The 18,598-nt window shown below is 44.9% G+C and carries 9 protein-coding genes; 5 read left to right on the top strand and 4 right to left on the bottom strand.

Going from position 1 to position 18,598, the window contains the following annotated elements; genetic code table 11:
• Nucleotides 1-35: 35 nt before the first annotated feature.
• Genes H8B17_RS13045 through H8B17_RS13035 form a run of 3 tightly spaced genes read right to left on the bottom strand, consistent with a single transcriptional unit; the run spans nucleotide 36 to nucleotide 7,440 of the window.
• On the bottom strand, nucleotides 36-1,247 hold the full coding sequence (locus H8B17_RS13045; RefSeq protein ID WP_190309662.1) for a glycoside hydrolase family 88 protein: 1,212 nt from the start codon (nucleotides 1,245-1,247) through the stop codon (nucleotides 36-38).
• Nucleotides 1,244-4,093, bottom strand: a complete 2,850-nt coding sequence (locus H8B17_RS13040; RefSeq protein WP_190309661.1) for a glycoside hydrolase family 2 protein — start codon at nucleotides 4,091-4,093, stop codon at nucleotides 1,244-1,246. The genes H8B17_RS13045 and H8B17_RS13040 overlap by 4 nt, the downstream gene beginning before the upstream one ends.
• A 2-nt stretch (nucleotides 4,094-4,095) precedes the next feature.
• Entirely contained in the window at nucleotides 4,096-7,440 is a 3,345-nt protein-coding gene (locus tag H8B17_RS13035; protein WP_190309660.1) for a DUF5107 domain-containing protein, read from the bottom strand.
• A gap of 404 nt (nucleotides 7,441-7,844) precedes the next feature.
• Here H8B17_RS13035 and H8B17_RS13030 point away from each other — a divergent pair, with 404 nt between their 5' ends.
• The 3 genes from H8B17_RS13030 (at nucleotide 7,845) to H8B17_RS13020 (ending at nucleotide 15,345) form a co-directional block, all read left to right on the top strand.
• Nucleotides 7,845-10,661, top strand: coding sequence for a sugar-binding domain-containing protein (locus tag H8B17_RS13030; protein ID WP_190309659.1), 2,817 nt, complete (start codon nucleotides 7,845-7,847; stop codon nucleotides 10,659-10,661).
• Nucleotides 10,662-10,722: 61 nt separating this feature from the next.
• Complete coding sequence (locus H8B17_RS13025; protein ID WP_190309658.1) at nucleotides 10,723-13,755, top strand: SusC/RagA family TonB-linked outer membrane protein; 3,033 nt, start codon at nucleotides 10,723-10,725, stop codon at nucleotides 13,753-13,755.
• Between the two features lie 12 nt (nucleotides 13,756-13,767).
• Complete coding sequence (locus H8B17_RS13020) at nucleotides 13,768-15,345, top strand: RagB/SusD family nutrient uptake outer membrane protein (RefSeq protein ID WP_190309657.1); 1,578 nt, start codon at nucleotides 13,768-13,770, stop codon at nucleotides 15,343-15,345.
• A gap of 56 nt (nucleotides 15,346-15,401) precedes the next feature.
• On the opposite strand, the gene H8B17_RS13015 is transcribed toward H8B17_RS13020, so the two are convergent.
• Nucleotides 15,402-16,259 carry an SMP-30/gluconolactonase/LRE family protein gene (locus tag H8B17_RS13015; protein WP_190309656.1) on the bottom strand — a complete coding sequence of 286 codons (858 nt, stop codon included), beginning with the start codon at nucleotides 16,257-16,259 and terminating at the stop codon, nucleotides 15,402-15,404.
• 198 nt (nucleotides 16,260-16,457) lie between these two features.
• Between H8B17_RS13015 and H8B17_RS13010 the strand changes: the two genes are divergently transcribed.
• Both H8B17_RS13010 and H8B17_RS13005 read left to right on the top strand, forming a co-directional pair.
• Nucleotides 16,458-17,762 carry a sugar porter family MFS transporter gene (locus H8B17_RS13010; RefSeq protein ID WP_190309655.1) on the top strand — a complete coding sequence of 435 codons (1,305 nt, stop codon included), beginning with the start codon at nucleotides 16,458-16,460 and terminating at the stop codon, nucleotides 17,760-17,762.
• A gap of 47 nt (nucleotides 17,763-17,809) precedes the next feature.
• Nucleotides 17,810-18,598 carry an SDR family NAD(P)-dependent oxidoreductase gene (locus H8B17_RS13005; RefSeq protein ID WP_190309654.1) on the top strand — a complete coding sequence of 263 codons (789 nt, stop codon included), beginning with the start codon at nucleotides 17,810-17,812 and terminating at the stop codon, nucleotides 18,596-18,598.

Genomic DNA, 18,598 nt, shown 5'->3' with positions numbered 1-18,598 from the left:
GTATTTTAATAGCTCATTAAATCAGTAATATGCTGTTAATAACGTGCATTCATTCTTTTATATCGAGCCATCGATTCTATAAAATAATAATCCGCATAGATTAACGGTACGTCGATATCTGCATGGCGAGGATAATTCCCCACTCCGTGTCTGAGAAGGAAACCTCCATTTTTTCCATAGTCCGAAAAATAGGTCGGCGATGTCAACGATTGCAACATCTTCTCGGCAGCTTTAAGGTAGATCTCGCTTAGCGGTTGTTCTACATAGCCGCTAAGCTCTAGCAGTGCCGAACAGATAACGGCTCCGGCGGAGGCATCCCGAGGAGCCGCTGGAATGTCTTCGGCATCAAAGTCCCAATAAGGAATACCGTCTGCAGGTAGATGGGGATGATTTAAAATAAACTGACCAATACGATTAGCTTGCTCCAGATACAAGGGATCGCCCGTTTCGCGGTACATGACGGTGTATCCATACAATCCCCACGCTTGTCCGCGCGCCCAGGCAGACGAGTCGGAGGCGCCTTGCACCGTCTGCTTTTTTCGTACCTCTCCATTACCCGGGTTATATATTACCAAATGGTGCGAGCTGTAATCCGGACGAAAATGATGCTTCATCGTGGTATTGGCATGTTCAACAGCAATTTTATAAAAAGAAGAATCCCCCGTCATTTTTGTTGCTGCAAACAGCAGCTCTAGATTCACCATATTGTCAATGATCACCATAAACTGCGACGAATCCGAATCCCACGAACGCAGACAACCTACTTTCGGATTAAAACGCGACGCCAACGATCGCGCACTGTTAACGAGGATAGAATCATAAGCTGGTTTCGGTTCCAACCGCTTTGCATTTCCGAAAGAACAGTACATCATAAAGCCCAGATCATGCGTCGTGATATTAAATTGTTCCTTTTTTAGAACGTCCATTTTTCTTAGTGCTTCCTGATACAGTAGTGTATCACCTGTCAACTCATAGAGGTACAGCAAACCTCCCGGATAAAAGCCCCCTACCCAAGGTTCGGAGCCGCTTGTAACCAACTGTCCCTTATCTTCATAATAGGTAACCGGAAACCGGTCCGGCTTCAATTCCTGCATCAAGAACGTATATTGGCTGGCAGATTCTTTTATTCGTTTTTCTACTGTTTCCAACAGCGATTTTCTCGAAGGATGTTTTTCATTTTGGGCATTGGCTATCGTACCAACGAATATGAACAGGGAGGCGACACCCCATTTTAAGGAATACATCATGGTCTTGGGTTTTCTTTTTTTAATAATTGATTCAACTGCTGCGGCTGAATAGATTGTTGGGGTGCAAAATCGTCCGAACCCACATATTGGAGCATGCTATAGTACAGTTGTCGTACCTCCGGTTGATTTAAGTTGGGGATTAAATTGGCCATCGAAATAAAGAGTTTGCCCGCCCCTACTTGAAATTCAAATAATATTCCGAGTTTATGATTTCGGTCAATATTGTCTATTATCTGCACAATGGGGCGATAGCGCTTATCTGTTTGGTCTAAAATCAACGGCCGTGTCATCTTCATAATCGACCACCACTGCCAATTGCTGTGCGATTCCGTCGGGAAATGTTTAAACAAAGGGTGTGCAGGATCGGTTAGCATCCCCAAAGTACCTGCCGAAACGGGCCGATCCATCCTTTCGGCAGAATTTTTAAATGTTTTCCAGTTCCAAAATTCGCTAATAAATTGCGGTTTTATCGATAGTTCCGCTACGGCCACGTGATTTGGAAATAAAATGACCCGTTCACCCGCTTTCAATAAATCCACCACTTTGTCATTATATTCTGTGGTCACATGCACATTTTTGGGAACATCCATCGTGACATGAGCCGGATATACCCAAATGGGATAAACAGAGGTTAGCCCCGTAGAAGGTACACGAAGTTCGACTTGAAACTTGGATGCCTCTTTCTGGTTTTTAAGCGGAAAAGAGATATGCCCAATGGGGCTGATTTGACCTTTGTTGCCCCGAATGGACAATTTCCCGGAAATAATCTGATCGTTCGTCTCCGTATCAACGATCTTCCACTCCAACGCCTTATCTTGTATGGTTTGTGGACTGTAATTGACCAACTGGATATCCGCTGTAAAAGTTTCATCACTACGCCAAACGTATTTATCCATCAGCAACTGGATCACAACATCGTTGTTAAACTGTCGAAATTCCGCTTCGTCGATCAGTCCCTTACTTTCCATAAAAGCATTCAACAAACCTACCAATGCTGTCCCCTGCCCCGGAAAATCTTGAAGATCCAATAATTGAAAACCTGCAAAGCCGGGTGTGCGGAGAGCCATTTCAATTTCTTCGCGGTAGAGCAAAGCCGTAAGTTTTCCAGAGGCATTCAAAAAATCGGATGCCTGATCGCCCATGCCAGCTTCCTGAAGGCGTTTTCTGAATATCTCGAAGTTCAGCGGCCGTAAAACGCCGGTATACCGATCGATTTCCCGATAATCAGGATATACTTGATATTGACCATTTTCATGACCGATGATAGGAAGTGAGTGCCCCGCAATACCCGCCGTAAAATTCCTCCGGGTAGAGGGTTGCTGTGTATTAATCTGTCCATTTCCTGCATCTTCCGGCGTAGCAAAACCACCTCTCACATCGTATTTCCCGTTGGGCGTTTCTCCGCCGGTACGCATGGTTACCCAAAAATCATCGGTTTCTCCCGGCGCCGGATTCTCGTAGAAAGCGTTGGTTCCAAAAGCATACAACGGACGGGCATCGTGCTTTCTGAGCCGGTCCACTAACGTTTCATGAACTTCGCGATCGCCTATCAGCTCATTTCCCAAGGACAGCATAACCAGCGACGGATGATTCCCATACGCATCCAATATAGCCTGCCCTTCCTGCTGTTGAAAAAAAATAGCAGCGGTATCTTTCGCTGTCATTTGCGACCAATTGGGCAATTCCGTTTGAATATAAATCCCTTCTAAATCTGCTGCTTCGAAAGCCGCGTGCGGCGGTGTATATGAATGAAACCGGTAATGGTTGATGCCATAGCTTTTTGCGATCCGGTATAGCCGTCGCCAATCCTCCGTCTTCATCGACGGATAACCCGTTAAGGGGAAAATACAAACATCATTTTTGCCTCTTAAAAAGACAATTTCCCCATTATTTGTAAACTGTGTACCTCGTGTATCGAAATTGCGCAGCCCTAAAGTAACCGTTTGCTCGTCGTAAATGGCATCGTCTACAAGCAGGCGGACGGATAATTTATATAATGCCGGGTTATATTCATCCCATAGCAAAGCATCTTTGCCTAAGGCGTAATCGATTGTCACGATACTATCGTCCGTATGAAGCTGTAAAGGTAGCGATAAAGCTTTTACATGCTTCTTCTGGGGGGTACTATGCGTATGTGCTTGCAGTTCTATCCGCACCTGCTGTTTGGCGTGTATATTATTTTTAAGGTTCAGCTTCACCTCCACACGCTTATCAGCTACTTTGGGTGTGAGCTTCATTCGGTAAATTTCTATGGCAGGGATAGCTTCTAAAAATAATTCGCCGATTATTCCATTCCAGTTCGTCTGGGTGTGTACGCTTAGCGCGTGCGATCCTCCCACCGGTGCCAAGTTGGGCGAATTGTCTACCCGGATCGTCAGGGTATGCCTGCCAGGAGTCAATAGCTTCTCAAAACGGTATACCTGCGGTGCCGATAACACCTTGCATTCCCCCATCCACTCGCCGTCGAGCCAAACTTGGGTGGCCTTCGTCCTTTCCATAAACAGCCTGACTTGTTTGCCCTTCCAATGTTCGGGGATCTCAATTTCTTTCTGATACCAAGCCGCTCCGATATATTTCCAAGTTTGGCTGAGATGGTCGGTCGTCGAATCCTTCACAAAAACACCTTTTCCCTGCTCTTCCAACGAGCCTGGCAAGGGTATCGTCTCTTTAAATGTACGATCCTGCCACCGCTCCTGTATACCTGCGTCGGTGTCCAGCTGTAATTGCCAGTCGCCACGAAGATCTATCCGCTCTCTAGCAAAAGAATCACGGTGTTGTGCGGTAACCGTCAGTAGACTCAAGCAGCATATCCAAGCAACTACAAATTTTATCCGATTTAGAATCATCGCTAATCAACTGTTTTCTTTTCCTGCATTTTAATAAACGTCAAATGTGTTTTCGCACCAACGTGTATGCTGTGTTTTCGCAAGACATTTTCAAACTCCTCATTCGCTTTGTCCAGTTTCCCTAAGCCTAAATAGCCCAGCCCCATCATGTACCGACAATGAATTTCGTTTCTAACAGCTAAGTCGTCATCAAAAATGAGCATATCCGGCAGGGATACGGCAAAGTAATCGATCTGCGGCTTGTTGTTAATATGAGTTTGTCCGTATGCGATGAGTTTGTTGAAAGTCCCGGTAGCTTTCTGCTCATCACCCAATTTCCTCTGGGCCAGCCCTTGATAAAATATCATATCTGGTTTCTGGTCGTTATAGAATACCGCAGCAACAGGTTCATTTTCGCCTTCGGTAGCCTTTTTAAAACTAATATCGGCCTTTTCAGTTTCGCCCATCCTCTGATAGGCTTCCCCTAGCCAATAAAACAAATCATTTTCTTTTGCTCCAATGAGTTTACCCTCACCCAAATTTACAGGATATAACTGTGCCTGCTCCAATAGCTGGATGGCAGCCTCAAATTCCGTTTGCCGAATAGCTTTTTTAGCTAATTCCATTAAACTGTATACATATTGCTCAGGTACCTTTCCCTCGCCACCTTCCCAAGGGTGAAACTTTCGTCGGGACAATTGCTCGCGCGCTTTCTCATATTCACCCAGAAAATTATATAAGGAAACCCGTTCTAAATATAGGTCATCTCGCGCTTCCACCAGTGCGTTGTGTTTCTCCAATAAGTTTAGGCGCTCTTCCGGAATCCTATTCAAGCGTTTATACAATTGATCGAGCTCCATGAACACCCGCGAATCGTTCGGATCAAGTGCAAAAGCCTTCTCAAAACATTCCACGGAACGAGCGGGATTCGCCTTTTTATTAAAGTAAGCTATTCCCAAATTCCGGAAAACGGTAGCAAAGGTATCGTCGCGTTTTATAGAGATTTCCCACAGCTGTATGGCATCGTTATATTGTCGTTTATCATACCATAGATTTCCCAGATAATAAGGTGCTTTCGCATCCTCCGGGTTCAATTTCAGCGCACATTCCAGCACGCCGATCTCTTCTAATCGATTGGGAAAGCAAAGTTCTGGATTCGCCGAGGCAGCCCGCTTAAACCAGAATTTCGCCTTTTGCTCATCGCCAACCTTCCAAGTAAACCACCCCAAATAGTAGGCAATCATGGGCTGATGATGGATGTCTGTTGTTACGACGCTCAACACTTCGATAGCTTCGGGATACAGTCCCGCTGCCGCATAATCCAAAGCATATTCCAGAAAACTATTGCTGTATTTTCGCGATAGCCTTTCCAACTCTTCCAAAGATTCAGCCGATTTATCTTTCTGATTAAGCAGCGAATAGGATTTACCAAGCTCGAAATACGCACCTAAATTAAATCGGTCGCGCTTAATGGCTTCTTTACTTACGGCTATCGCTTCACCCCATTGATATTGTTTCCGTAGAATAGCGGCTTTTAAAACCCAGGCTTTATTATTCCGTGCATTTCGGTCTATAGACCAATTGATATGTTCGAGTGCCTGCGTTAGATCGCCCTTGATGAGGTCGATCTGTGCCAACGAAAAGTAGCCACTATCCTGCCACGCACCGTTCCATACCGCTTTATAGAAAGCCTCATAGGCATCGTCTAGCCGATCCATAAATTTAAGCGATAAACCGAGATTGTAATACGGTTCACCGTCATAGGGATTAGGATTTCGCTGGGTATAGGTTTTAATAGCCTTTCTCAGGTAGGGCTCGCTTTTTTCAAACTTCCCTTTTCTTAAATACCATTTTCCCAGCGCATTGTTGTTTCGCGCATCCTTTGGATCTCTGCGAAGGGCCTCCTCATAGTAATCAACCGGATTGTACGTAGCGTGCCGGTATTGTTCCAAGTGTAGGCCGGTTAAAAACAGCTGCTCGGTATTCTCTACCTCTTGTGCAGGTAAAGCCGCTTCGGCAGATTTGGGGATTTCGGTAGCGATATCCCGGAGAGGTTCATAGCTAATCCGTTCTTTTCCGGTATGATCCTGTATAATCACTTTAAAATCTTTCCCGTTTACTTCCCTTTGGAGGTTTATCTCTTTAACAAATACATTTTCCGGTGAAACGTCAAATACCTCTTTATGGAGCAACTCGGTTCCACACCAGATCGCGAGTTGATTCCTCCGTTGCTCTGATGTAGAAAATACTTTTACAGTCGCCTTCTGCTCTTCCGTATCCATATAAATCAGCATATCCTTCGTGGCATTTTTCACTACGCCCAATTCCTGATAAGGCATAAAATATTGCGTAAACGATTTTTCCTCATAAGGCATTAGCCAGGTAAAGTCAGGTTGATTGTCGGTATATACGCCAGTCATCAGTTCAATATAAGGGCCATCCTCGTCGGTTAGGTTACGGTCCCAAGCCTTACCGAAATCCCCATTTCCCCAGGTCCACTGTTTTTTTCCCGGCGAAACGTGATGGTTAGCCACATGTAATAGACCCGCTTGCGTATCGTTTTCATACCCCCCTACGAAATCGTACTTCGATTTCACCGCCATATACGACGTCGGTACCGGTATGTTTTTGTAGTTGGAAATATCCGTTCCGGGCGAATAATCTACCTTATAATAGGTCCCCGTTGCTATTGGGAAACTGGTTACATCCCGCTTGCCATGGTCGAACACTGCATTTACATCTGGCGGAAAAACGGATTGATAGTAATCGTTGACCTTGACAGCCGGATTCGCCCACCATAGAAACGTTTGCGGCAGTGCCGTGCGGTTATATACTTTGGCTTTGATTTCCAAGTATGCTTTTTCCGGATAAACCGTGAACCCGGCCATTCCTTTGGTACCGAACATGCGCTCAATTTCGTTTACCCAAACGGTTTTGCTCCCATCCGCATTTTCCTCTATCGTGTAATCCACCGGCTGAAATGTGCTCGGTCTGTGATGTTGCGGCCAGTTAAACTCTATCCCGCCCGATATCCACGGACCGCACAGCCCCACCAAGGCCGGTTTGATGACATGGTTATAATAGATAAAATCCCGTTTTTTTACTTTGTCGTATGCCCGCTGGATTCTCCCGCCCAGTTCAGGCAAGATCATAATTTTTATATACTTATTTTCCAGAAATAAAGCGGTGTATTCGACATCCTCTTTATCGTCGTATATCTTTTCGATAACCGGATTGGGATAAACCACCCCACTACTACCTTGATAAACACGTTTCTCAAAAAACATCGGATTTTTCTCCGGATTGCCGCATTTATAGGTAGGAATCTTGATCTTCTCTTCCCAAACATTTACAAAAAGGTCATTCATTGTTTGCGTAATTTAAATTTATCTGTCAATGTTGAGGCTGTCTCTTTCTATCCGTAGAAAAAGGAAGCCTAGAAAACACAGGCCTGGCTTGTAGATAAAAGATATCCTATAATCAGGTCTAACTGTACACAAACATAGGGTTCCATCCGACAAAACAAAATGGATGATTCAGTGAAAATGATAGACATTTTTACGGGGGCTTATAATTAAAAATAGTTTTTTTCTACATGTTTTACAGATTATCGTCCATTTTCTAACTCAGAATATCCTAATAAATTTGCTTTGTTATAAATCTTAGCAATAACATCATGCTATCGTAAAAGTGATCAAAAGGGTCTTTTTACATAGTTGCTCTTTACATTTTATTTCATGAATTTATTGTCAGTAAATCCAAATTTTAAAAAATGAAGTTTTCAACTAAAAACCAGACGGTCCGCAAGCTTTTACTCTCTATTTTAATAGCTTGTTGCTTATATACCGAGTTATTTTCGCAGACCAAGCTTAATCTATCTGGGCAATGGACCGTCGCGCTCGATTCTTTGGATATCGGTGTGAAAGAGCAGTGGGAAAATCGATTGTTCGACACACAGCTTTCCCTTCCGGGAACACTCGACGACGCAAAGTTGGGAAACCCCAACACGTTAACTCCCGAATTGGAAAAACTACAGCTCACACATCTCACCCGCAAACACCACTATGTCGGCGCTGCCTGGTATGCTAAAGAAATCGAGATTCCGAAAGACTGGAACGGCGAGAAAACAATTTTAAAACTAGAACGGGTCATCTGGAAAACGACTGTATGGGTCGATGGCGTAAAAGTGGATACCGAACAAAACAGCTTAATTGCGCCCCACTATTTTGATCTGAGTAAATACCTCACGCCCGGCCAAACACATCGGATTACCTTAAGGATAGACAATCGAAAATTCTTTGACGTCAGTTATAATAACTTAGCGCATGCCTACACCGATCACACACAAATCATCTGGAACGGCGTTATTGGTGAATTTTCCCTTGAAAATCAGCGCGCGGTACACTTTGACCACGTACAGGTTTATCCCGATATCACCGCCAAAAGCGTAAAAGTAAAAGCGGTTATCCAAAATAACACGGCACGCGCAATGAAATTGCCCTTGCACGTTGCATGTTCTTTAAAAGAGGGCAAGGGGCTCGCCGGACAGGTAGATCAAGAGATAACCCTCTCCGCCGGACAACAGGTCGTGGAGTTTACCCTTCCGATCACAAAGGAAATTCTGCCTTGGGACGAGTTTCACCCCAACTTATATAGCTTACATCTCTCGTTAGGCCAAAAATCCATATCCACCGACACCGCCTTAGACTTTGGCTTTCGCGATTTCAAAGCACAGGGCAAAACATTTGAACTGAACGGACAGCCTATATTTTTGCGGGGAACGCTCGAATGCAATATTTTTCCGCTTACCGGACACCCACCCATGCAAAAAGACGAATGGTTAAACATATTTCAAACCGCAAAAAACTGGGGATTAAATCACATCCGCTTTCATTCGTGGTGCCCTCCTGAAGCAGCGTTCGCGGCAGCGGATCAGCTCGGCGTTTATCTGCAGGTGGAGCTGCCTATTTGGTCTTTAACCGTCGGTGAATTCCAGAGTACCACCGAATTTCTTTACGAAGAGGCCCAACGGATGATCAAAGAATATGGTAACCACCCATCGTTTATGTTGTGGAGCTTAGGCAATGAACTACAAGGCAATATGTCGGTGCTCAATAAAATGGTCTCTGATTTAAAGGAGATGGACAACCGGCGGTTATTTGCGAACACCTCCTTTACCTTTGAAAAAGGACACGGCGATAGACCGGAACCAAACGACGATTTCTTTGTGACCCAATGGACCAAAGACGGTTGGGTTAGAGGTCAAGGTGTTTTTAACGCGCAAAGTCCATCGTTTAACAAAAACTACAACAGTGCATTGGCTAATGTCCATGTCCCTGTTGTGACCCACGAGATTGGACAATATGCTGTTTTCCCCAATATACGCGAGATCGACAAATACACGGGCGTTTTAGATCCGTTAAACTTCAAAGCGATACGGAACGATTTGCAGAAGAAGAGGCTAATCCAGCAGGCTGACGACTTCCTACAATCATCCGGTAAGCTTGCTGCCATCCTATACAAAGAAGAGATTGAACGCGCCTTAAAGACTGCTGGCATCAGCGGCTTTCAATTACTCGATCTCCATGACTTTCCGGGGCAAGGAACAGCTCTGGTAGGTTTGTTAGATGCTTTTTGGGAAAGTAAAGGTATACTCGATTCCACAGATTTTAAGCGCTTCAATGGCCCCCTTGTTCCACTTTTAAATTTCGAAAAAGCAACATATAAAAACTCGGAGGTATTCCATGCAGACGTCAGTGTCTCCAATTACCTTCAGCCTTTTCATGAAAGCCAAACGATCGAGTGGTCCATCAGCAAAAACGATGCTCTCCTGAAGTCAGGAAAATTTGACGTACAGCTCGGCATGGGCTTTAATGATGGTCTCGGAAAGTTTTCGGTCGACCTCAGCAGCATACAAGAAGCCACAAAACTCACTGTCCAACTGCAAATAGCCGATACTAATTATAGCAACAGTTGGAATATTTGGGTATATCCCGCCTCAGAAACCGTGAATTTTGGAGACGTCATCTACACCAATGATGTTACCGAGGCTATACAACAGGTACAAGCAGGTAAAAAAGTGCTCTTAAATCCCGATTGGAAGACCACCAAGGGGCTGGAAGGAAAGTTCGTTCCCGTCTTTTGGAGTCCCGTACATTTTCCAACACAAGCCGGAACAATGGGGTTATTACTAGATAAGCAGAACGCGGTGTTTGCCGACTTTCCTACAGACAATCATACCGACTGGCAATGGTGGGATCTAAATGTCAACTCTACCACGTTGATTATCGACTCCCTGGAAGGTGGAACACCCCTCATCCAGATGATTGATAATTTCGCCAACAACAGAAAGCTGGCACTAGCCTTCGAGGGTTCTATTAATGAAGGGAAACTGATGGTTGTTTCCATCGATCTTAACTCCAATTTAGAAAAGCGGATCGTCGCGAAGCAACTCTTGCAATCCATTCTGCGGTATATGAACAGTGACGATTTCCGGCCTGCAACGATCCGGAATCCGAAGTGGCTTGCAGACAACCTCCAGCCCCAACAGCAAGAACAACAGAAACAAGACGCAACCGCTATTTATTAAAACACTCGATCCGCGAATGAGCATACAGGTAAAGAAGGACTGTATATAAAAATCAAGGAAAATGAAGACATATTTAATTATTATGCTATTTATCGCACCCCTTATCGGTTGGGCTCAAGAGCAACCAACCGTAACCGGGGTAGTAAAAGGAAGTGACGATACCATAATCAGTGGAGCTACAGTAGCCGTGAAGGGAAAGCCCATTAGCACTTCGACGGACAACGACGGTTCTTATCATATTGCCGCGGCACCCCAAGACACGTTGGTATACAGCTTTGTGGGCTATCAACCGCAGCAGTTACCTGTATCAGGCAGATCAACAATCGATGTATTTTTAGAGCCGATGGCATCCGATTTAGAGGAAGTCGTTGTAGTCGGTTACGGTGCTGTCCGCAAGAGTGATCTAACGAGCTCCATTACTTCGGTCAAAGGCGAAGATCTAAAAGATTTTACGGCCGGTAGTGCGCTAAACGCCTTGCAGGGAAAAGCCAATGGTGTTCAGATTACGGGCTCTGGAGGACCAGGGGCAAGTCCGCGTGTTATTATTCGTGGAATTACATCGGTCAACGGTTCAGATCCCCTGTATGTGGTAGACAACGTCCCCCTACCTCCGGGTACAAACCTCAATTTCTTGAATCCAGAAGATATAGAGCGTATGGAAGTCCTGAAAGACGCATCAGCCGCTGCTATCTTCGGAACCCGGGCATCGAATGGAGTAGTCCTCATCACAACCAAAAAAGGTAAGTCGGGCAAAACCGTATTTACCTTTAGCGGATCTACAGGAATACAAACCATTTCCAAGCCGAATATAGCGGATGCATCCATCTACGAGCAGGTATACAAAACACGGTATACCAACGACGACAATGAGCCAATTTGGAATGCGGAAGATAATTTAAAACCCGGCGACGGCACAGACTGGTGGAAAGAAGCTGTCAATACGACGGCCACGATCCACAACTATAATGTAGGGTTTCAAGGAGGAAGCGAGAAGAACGTATTTAGCGGAAATGTCGGGTATTTCAGACAGAATTCGCAGTACGATGTGGGCTATTGGGATCGCTTGTCCATACGGCTAAATAATGAATATACCCTTACCGAGGATATTAAGTTGGGGATCGACCTCGCCCCGCGCTATGAATCCTGGACAAACACGCCAGACTTGTATGCCGACATTATGCGGATGGATCCTACTACGCCCATATTCCGTCCGACAGATGAATGGGAAACCAATGTATTCAACAACTATGCTCGTTCCAAGCATAATCAAGTATGGAACCCAATGGGACGTTTGGCCCGTTTAGACGAAAAAATACAACATTTCGCATTGATTATGACGCCTCACCTGACGGTTACGCCTATCCAAGGAATGACCGCACGGACGCAGTTTAACGTAAATGCACGGGTACAAAACGCGCACAAATTTGAACCTGAATTTTTTATTGACAATCTAGAGCAAGGTGAGCGTAGCTATATCGAGCGTCGGAACGACACCAATATCGATTGGAACTGGACGAACACCCTGAGCTATATGTTTGATCTGGATAAACACCATTTCACCACGATGGTCGGTTTTACGATGGAAAAGTTTAGCACTTATGGGTTGCTTGGTTCGCGGTATGACGTGCCAAATAGCCACCCTGACCTTCGCTATCTCGATGCCGGTACCGATGAGGAAAAAGCATCTGGCACCGACACTTACCGGACGTTGATGTCGGTGTTGGGCCGGCTAACGTACAACTATGATTCGAAATATTACCTTACAGCGACCTTTAGACGCGACGGATCTTCGGCATTTCCTGCAGGTAACCGCTATGCCAATTTCCCGTCTATTTCGGGTGCGTGGCGTGTCAGCAATGAGTCGTTTCTAGCAGGACAGGACATCTTTCAAGATATCAAGCTGCGTGCGGGCTGGGGCCGTGTGGGCAACCAATCTGTTGCGGGACCAGGTCTTTATATCAACCTGATCGGACCGGCGGACTATGTGTTCGGACCGGAAAGCACGCGATACGTAGGGTCTGCCGTTAGTCAAGTGGGTAATCCTCTGCTAACCTGGGAAACTGTCGAAGATGTAAACGTAGGCTTAGATTTGGCTTTTTTACAGAACAAGTTCACGGTAGGAATAGATTGGTTCCGAAAGCGGAATCACGACATGCTCATGCAGAAAAACAATCTGCTCGTCCTCGGTTATCCGATGTGGGATGCCCAGATGTGGGCCAATATCGGGAGCATGCAGGCACAAGGATGGGAGTTTGCGCTCAAGTACAGCGACAATAGCCACGCATTCACTTATGATTTAGGGTTGAACATGACGGCCGTACAGAGTAAAGCAATGGAACTGGCTATGGATGCCCCTATTCTAACCGGAGCGGTCTATAACGACCTGGCGATACGCAATATACCCGACGAAGAGATAAGCCGATTTTTCGGCTATCAGATCGATGGCGTATTCCAAAATGAGGAGCAAGTGCAGCAACATGCCGGAACCGATGGCACGCTTATCCAGCCAAATGCACAACCCGGAGATTTTATCTTTAGGGATACCAACGGAGACGGCCAACTAAACGAAGATGACAAAGTGTTTATGGGCAAAGCATTTCCAGATTTTACGGTTGGATTTAACGCCCGTCTGGGTTACAAAAACTTTGATCTGGTTGCCAATTTCTATGGTTCGGTCGGCAACGATATCATGAACTTACCCAAAGTCGGTTTCTATTCTGGAGAAAATGGCCAAAACGTCTATGCCGATACCTTTGATAAGGCTTGGAACGGCGAGGGAAGCACCAATACATTTGCCCGCTTGTCTGTAAATGATTTGAACAATAACTATCGTATTCCCTCGACCTTTATGGTTGAAAATGGGAGCTTTTTAAGAGCGAAGCTGTTACAACTGGGCTATACCCTACCCTCGTCGATGTGGTCGAATGGCCAGCTTAGGCTGTCCTTATCTGCACAGAACCTGTTTACGATCACCAATTATACCGGCTTAGATCCGGAGGTGGCATCCGGAGGGACAGCCCTGGAATCGGGTATAGATCGCTTAGGTTATCCTAATCCCCGTACTTTTCTTCTTGGTTTAAACCTCACGTTCTAAAATTATTACACGATGAAAAAGATATTTATAGCACTTTCCATATACGCAGGCAGCTGCCTCTTCACAAGCTGCGAAAAATTTTTGGATAGACCCGCACTGGGACAGGAAAATTTAGACACCTATTTTCAAACGGAAGAAGAAGCGTTAAAACAAATCGCGGGTTGTTACCAAGGTGTTTTTTGGGATGATTGGTGGCAAGTTGCGCAATTTTATCCCGCATCGGATATGGCAACCGACGATATGTGGATGAACAACACTACGCAAAGCCAGAGCAGTTATATACGGACCGCCCATTATCAGAACCCGAGCCAAGACGACTTACTGAAAAACTATTGGCAGTATCGTTACAAGGCTATTTTACGGAGCAATGTTGTACTGGAGCGCTTACCGGAGTCTCCGATTACCAATGAGGAATTGCGCGAACGTGTCCTTGCAGAAGCCCGCTTTTTACGCGCTTTTCAGTATTTTGAGCTGGTCAAAAATTTTGGTGGTGTACCCATCATCGAGAGTTTGTCCATGCCTGAAGAGGTACAAGGAGTTACCCGCAATACCCTTGAGGAATGTTATGCATTTATAGAGAAAGACTTGATAGCCGCTGCTGAGGGGCTGCCCGAGCGGAGCAAATATCCATCGGCCGATATCGGGCGTGCTACCAAAGGTGCTGCACTGGGTTACTTGGGTAAAGTATATCTGTACCAAAATAAAATGGCCGAGGCTGAAGAGGTTTTGGCACAGGTAATTTCCTCCGGCGAGTATGATCTGTTGGACAATTTTGATAAAGTATGGACAATCGAGCATAACAACAGTATCGAATCCCTCTTTGAGGTGCAGTATAGCGATGCCGTAGGTTACAATTTAGGTGGTCGCCTTTCGGTAATCACCGGTTCCCGTAATGATAGTGGCTGGTCATGGAGTGGCCCTACCAGCGACCTAGAAAATGCTTTTAAAGCCGCCGGCGATGAAATACGTTTACGCGCTACCATTATCAAGCATGGGGATGATGTATGGAACGATCCGGGTGAGGTAGCAAAAAATTATGTCATTGCGCCCGCAGAGCATAAGTCGGCACGGATCAACCGGAAGTTTTACATTCCTCATGCACAACGTGCCGTTCCGTATGATGGCAACCGGAATAAACTGAACCATCGCTTGCTCCGCTTTGCCGATGTCCTGCTGATGTATGCCGAAGCTGCCAACGCCACCGGTAACGACGGAGAAGCACGCAATGCCCTCAACCGCGTTCGGGAACGCGTCAATTTAAATCCGGTGAGCAGTAGTGGAGAAGCTTTGCGACAGGCCATTCGCGACGAAAGACGGTTAGAGCTCGCACTGGAACACCAACGGCTTTACGACATCCGCCGCTGGGATGACAACAACGGTAAAAAAGTAATCGCCAATCTCTTCGGTCCCAACGGTTCGTTTGTGCTTTACAATACCGAAATAAGCACCGACACCTTTGAGCGCACCAATCAACGGGAGAATAGCAATAAAGGGACTTCCTTTAACGAAAGCAGGGATTTATTGTTTCCGATCCCGAATTCAGAAATTGTTTTATCCGAAGGCAGCATTGTTCAAAATCCTAATTTTTAAGTCCTTCGACCAAACATATAAAAAGTAAGGCCTAGCGATAAGCTGGGCCTTACTTTTTAACCCAACACGGGCCAATGTACTTTATTTTCGGTATGGCCTTCGTCTTCCAGATTGATAGCATATACCCCTGCATCGGTTCTCTCTCCCAGAGAGGCAGTCGTTATAAAAAGCGTGTTCATATCCTTACCACCAAAGGTGCACGAAGTGGGGTTAGGTACAGGCAGTGGAATCTCGCTAACCAGGGCAGACTTGTTTAAATCATATACGATTATTTTTGCACCACCCCACAGCGCCACGTATAGTTTGTTCGATTTTGATAAAGTCATGCCATCCGGAGATACATCCTTTTCCACTTCAAAAACAACTTTTTCATCTCGAAGCTCACCGTTGCTGTAATCGAAACGGCGAACATTTCCATGTATAGAATCGATGTAATACATTTCCCTATCCGAAAAGGCAATCCCGTTAGAAATGGTCACGTTCTCCAACAGGACGTTTGCTTCGCTTCCATTGACACGGTATAGCGAAGCATCGGGCTGATGCGTTGCCTCGGCACCATTATTTATATTATTCATACTGCCAATCACCCAATTGCCTTCCCTATCCACACTACCGTCATTAAACCTATAGTTCGGTTTCTTTTCAGGTTGTACAACAAAAGTTGTTTCACGGGTGCTTGTATTCAAGGCATATATCCCGCTTTCTAAAGCGATTAGTACGATATCTGGATCATTATGCAGTGCAATGCAGCTAATAAATTCCTCGAATTGATATTCCTCAGCTCTTTTGGTATCGAACGAATACCTGTACATTCTTTTCGACAAAATATCGACAAAATACAAGCGTTGGACACGCTCGTCCCAAACGGGACCTTCTCCTAAAAACAGCGGGGTTGGAAATATTTCTTGTAACATAATCTCTGATATATCGATTACTACAAAACTGCTGTAATTTTTAATATTAAAGAATGGACTATCGAAAGGAAAAGATGGATTTTTTTGTGGATTAACGAACATAGTAAAATAATCCATCTTTTTGCTCGTTTTGTTTATTCTATTTAATACATGTTAATACTACTTTCGTGTTGTTATATTACAGTAGTATAGAATCATATGAACCAAAGCAACAAACGAGTCATTTTTTACAGCCTAATTGCCTCTCTGGGCGGACTTCTTTTCGGATTTGATATTGCCATCTTCTCGGGGGCTATCCCCTTTATACAGCCTGACCTTGACCTCTCTCCTTCTCAACTTGGATGGGTAGCTAGCAGCCTATATTTAGGTTGCGCGGCGGGCACCATGACCTTTGGGAAAATCGCCGAGCGACTAGGTCGTAAGAAATCGTTATTTATTGTTGCTTTGATATTTGGTATTTCCTCTATTGCGATGGGACTTTCGAACCACATGAATACGATTGTCATCTGGCGCGTTATCGCGGGCTTCAGCGTAGGCGGGGCTTCTATTTTGTCACCACTTTACATCGCTGAATTAAGCCCGCGGCATATTCGTGGCAAGATGGTATCCATCAATCAATTAGCGATCGTAATTGGAATCCTGATGGCTTATATCACCAATTATTACCTATCTTTTACGTCTTGGAATTGGCGGTGGATGTTTATGAGTGGCGCTTTGCCAGCCACCTTATTCTTGTTTTTTTTACCTTTTCTACCCGAAAGTCCGAAATGGCTTGTGTTCAACGGTCAACGGGAAAAAGGCACCAAAATACTGGGGTCGCTACTTACCGTAGATCAACTGCAGGCTGAAATTGAACATATAGACCGACAAAAGAACCAAGAACAAAAAGGCTTCGTGATAGCCAATATCTTTAAACAGGGATTGGGCTTTCTACTGTTGGTGGCTATTGTTATTGCCGTGTGCCAACAGTTTTCAGGTGCCAATGCTGTCTTATTTTATGCACCCATCATTTTTGAAAAGGCCGGTATGGATGTGAACGGGCAGCTTTTTCAACAAATCTTGATCGGAAGCATCAATTTGATTGCTACACTGATCGGCATGCGTTTCGTGGACAAGGTGGGTCGGAAAAAATTGCTACTCATCGGTTCAGGGGGCATGGCCTTGTTATTAGTGCTCATTGGTCTGTCGTTTGCCGGGACATTTATACCAAGCTATTTATTAAGTTTCTTTGTAATCACATTCATCGGCGTCTACGCGGCTACGTTAGGACCCGTTACCTGGGTGGTCATCACAGAGATATTTCCTATGCAAATACGAGAAACAGCTGTAGGTATTGCATCGGCCTTCTTATGGGTCGCTTGCTTTAGTTTAACCTATTTATTTCCGGTGATCATCAATAGTTTCACAACCCTACAAACTTTTCTGTTATTTGCTGGAATATGCTTCGCGTATTTTATTTTCATTTTATTCGCCGTACGCGAAACAAAAAACAACCGGGTCTAGTAATCGTAGATCTTTCCGAAATATCAAGATTTAACGTAATAATATATATGCACACAACGAACGACAAAGTAGTAGTTATCACCGGGGCAGGTAAAGGGATTGGCAGAGGCATAGCCGAATATTTTGCAAAACAACAATGGGTCGTAATCCTAGCAACACGAACCGACAAAGAGGGGATATTTGTACAGAAGACTATAAACCAGCAAGGCTATCAGTCTCTTTTTATACAAACCGATGTTGCCGATGAAACAAGTATCAAAAATATGGTAAACCTGGTGTTGGAAAAATACGGTAGAATAGACGCTTTGATTAATAATGCCGGTATCACCAGGTTCAAGCCGTTACTAGAGTCCAGCATAGAGGATTGGAACGAGCTGATCAATATTGATCTCCGTGGTGTGTTCTTATGTTCCAAATATGTTGCCCAGGCTATGGTTACAAAAAAAATAAAGGGTTCGATCATCAATATTTCTTCCAATCATGCTTTCCGGACTTTGCCGGATACGGAGATTTATGCTGCGGCTAAAGGGGGAGTCAATGCAATGACCAGAAGTATGGCTATTAGCTTGGGACAATATGGGATAAGGGCAAATGCAATTTGTCCTGGTTTTACGGACACGCCACACTATAGGTCATGGCTAGCGGAGAAGGATGATGCACAGTCTGTTGAACAGGAAATAAACACGTTACATGCGATGGGAGAAATTACCACGCCAAAGGACATTGCCCAGTTAGCACTCTATCTCGCTGGAGATGAAAGTCAGAAAATTACCGGAAGCGAAATACTTATCGATGGTGGGCTCACAGCTCGACTGTATAATTCTTCAAAATTTTAA

Origin of the sequence: Sphingobacterium arenae, assembly GCF_014692505.1 — a bacterium.
Classification (GTDB): Bacteria; Bacteroidota; Bacteroidia; order Sphingobacteriales; family Sphingobacteriaceae; genus Sphingobacterium; species Sphingobacterium arenae.
This window is presented reverse-complemented; position numbering and strand designations above follow the sequence as displayed.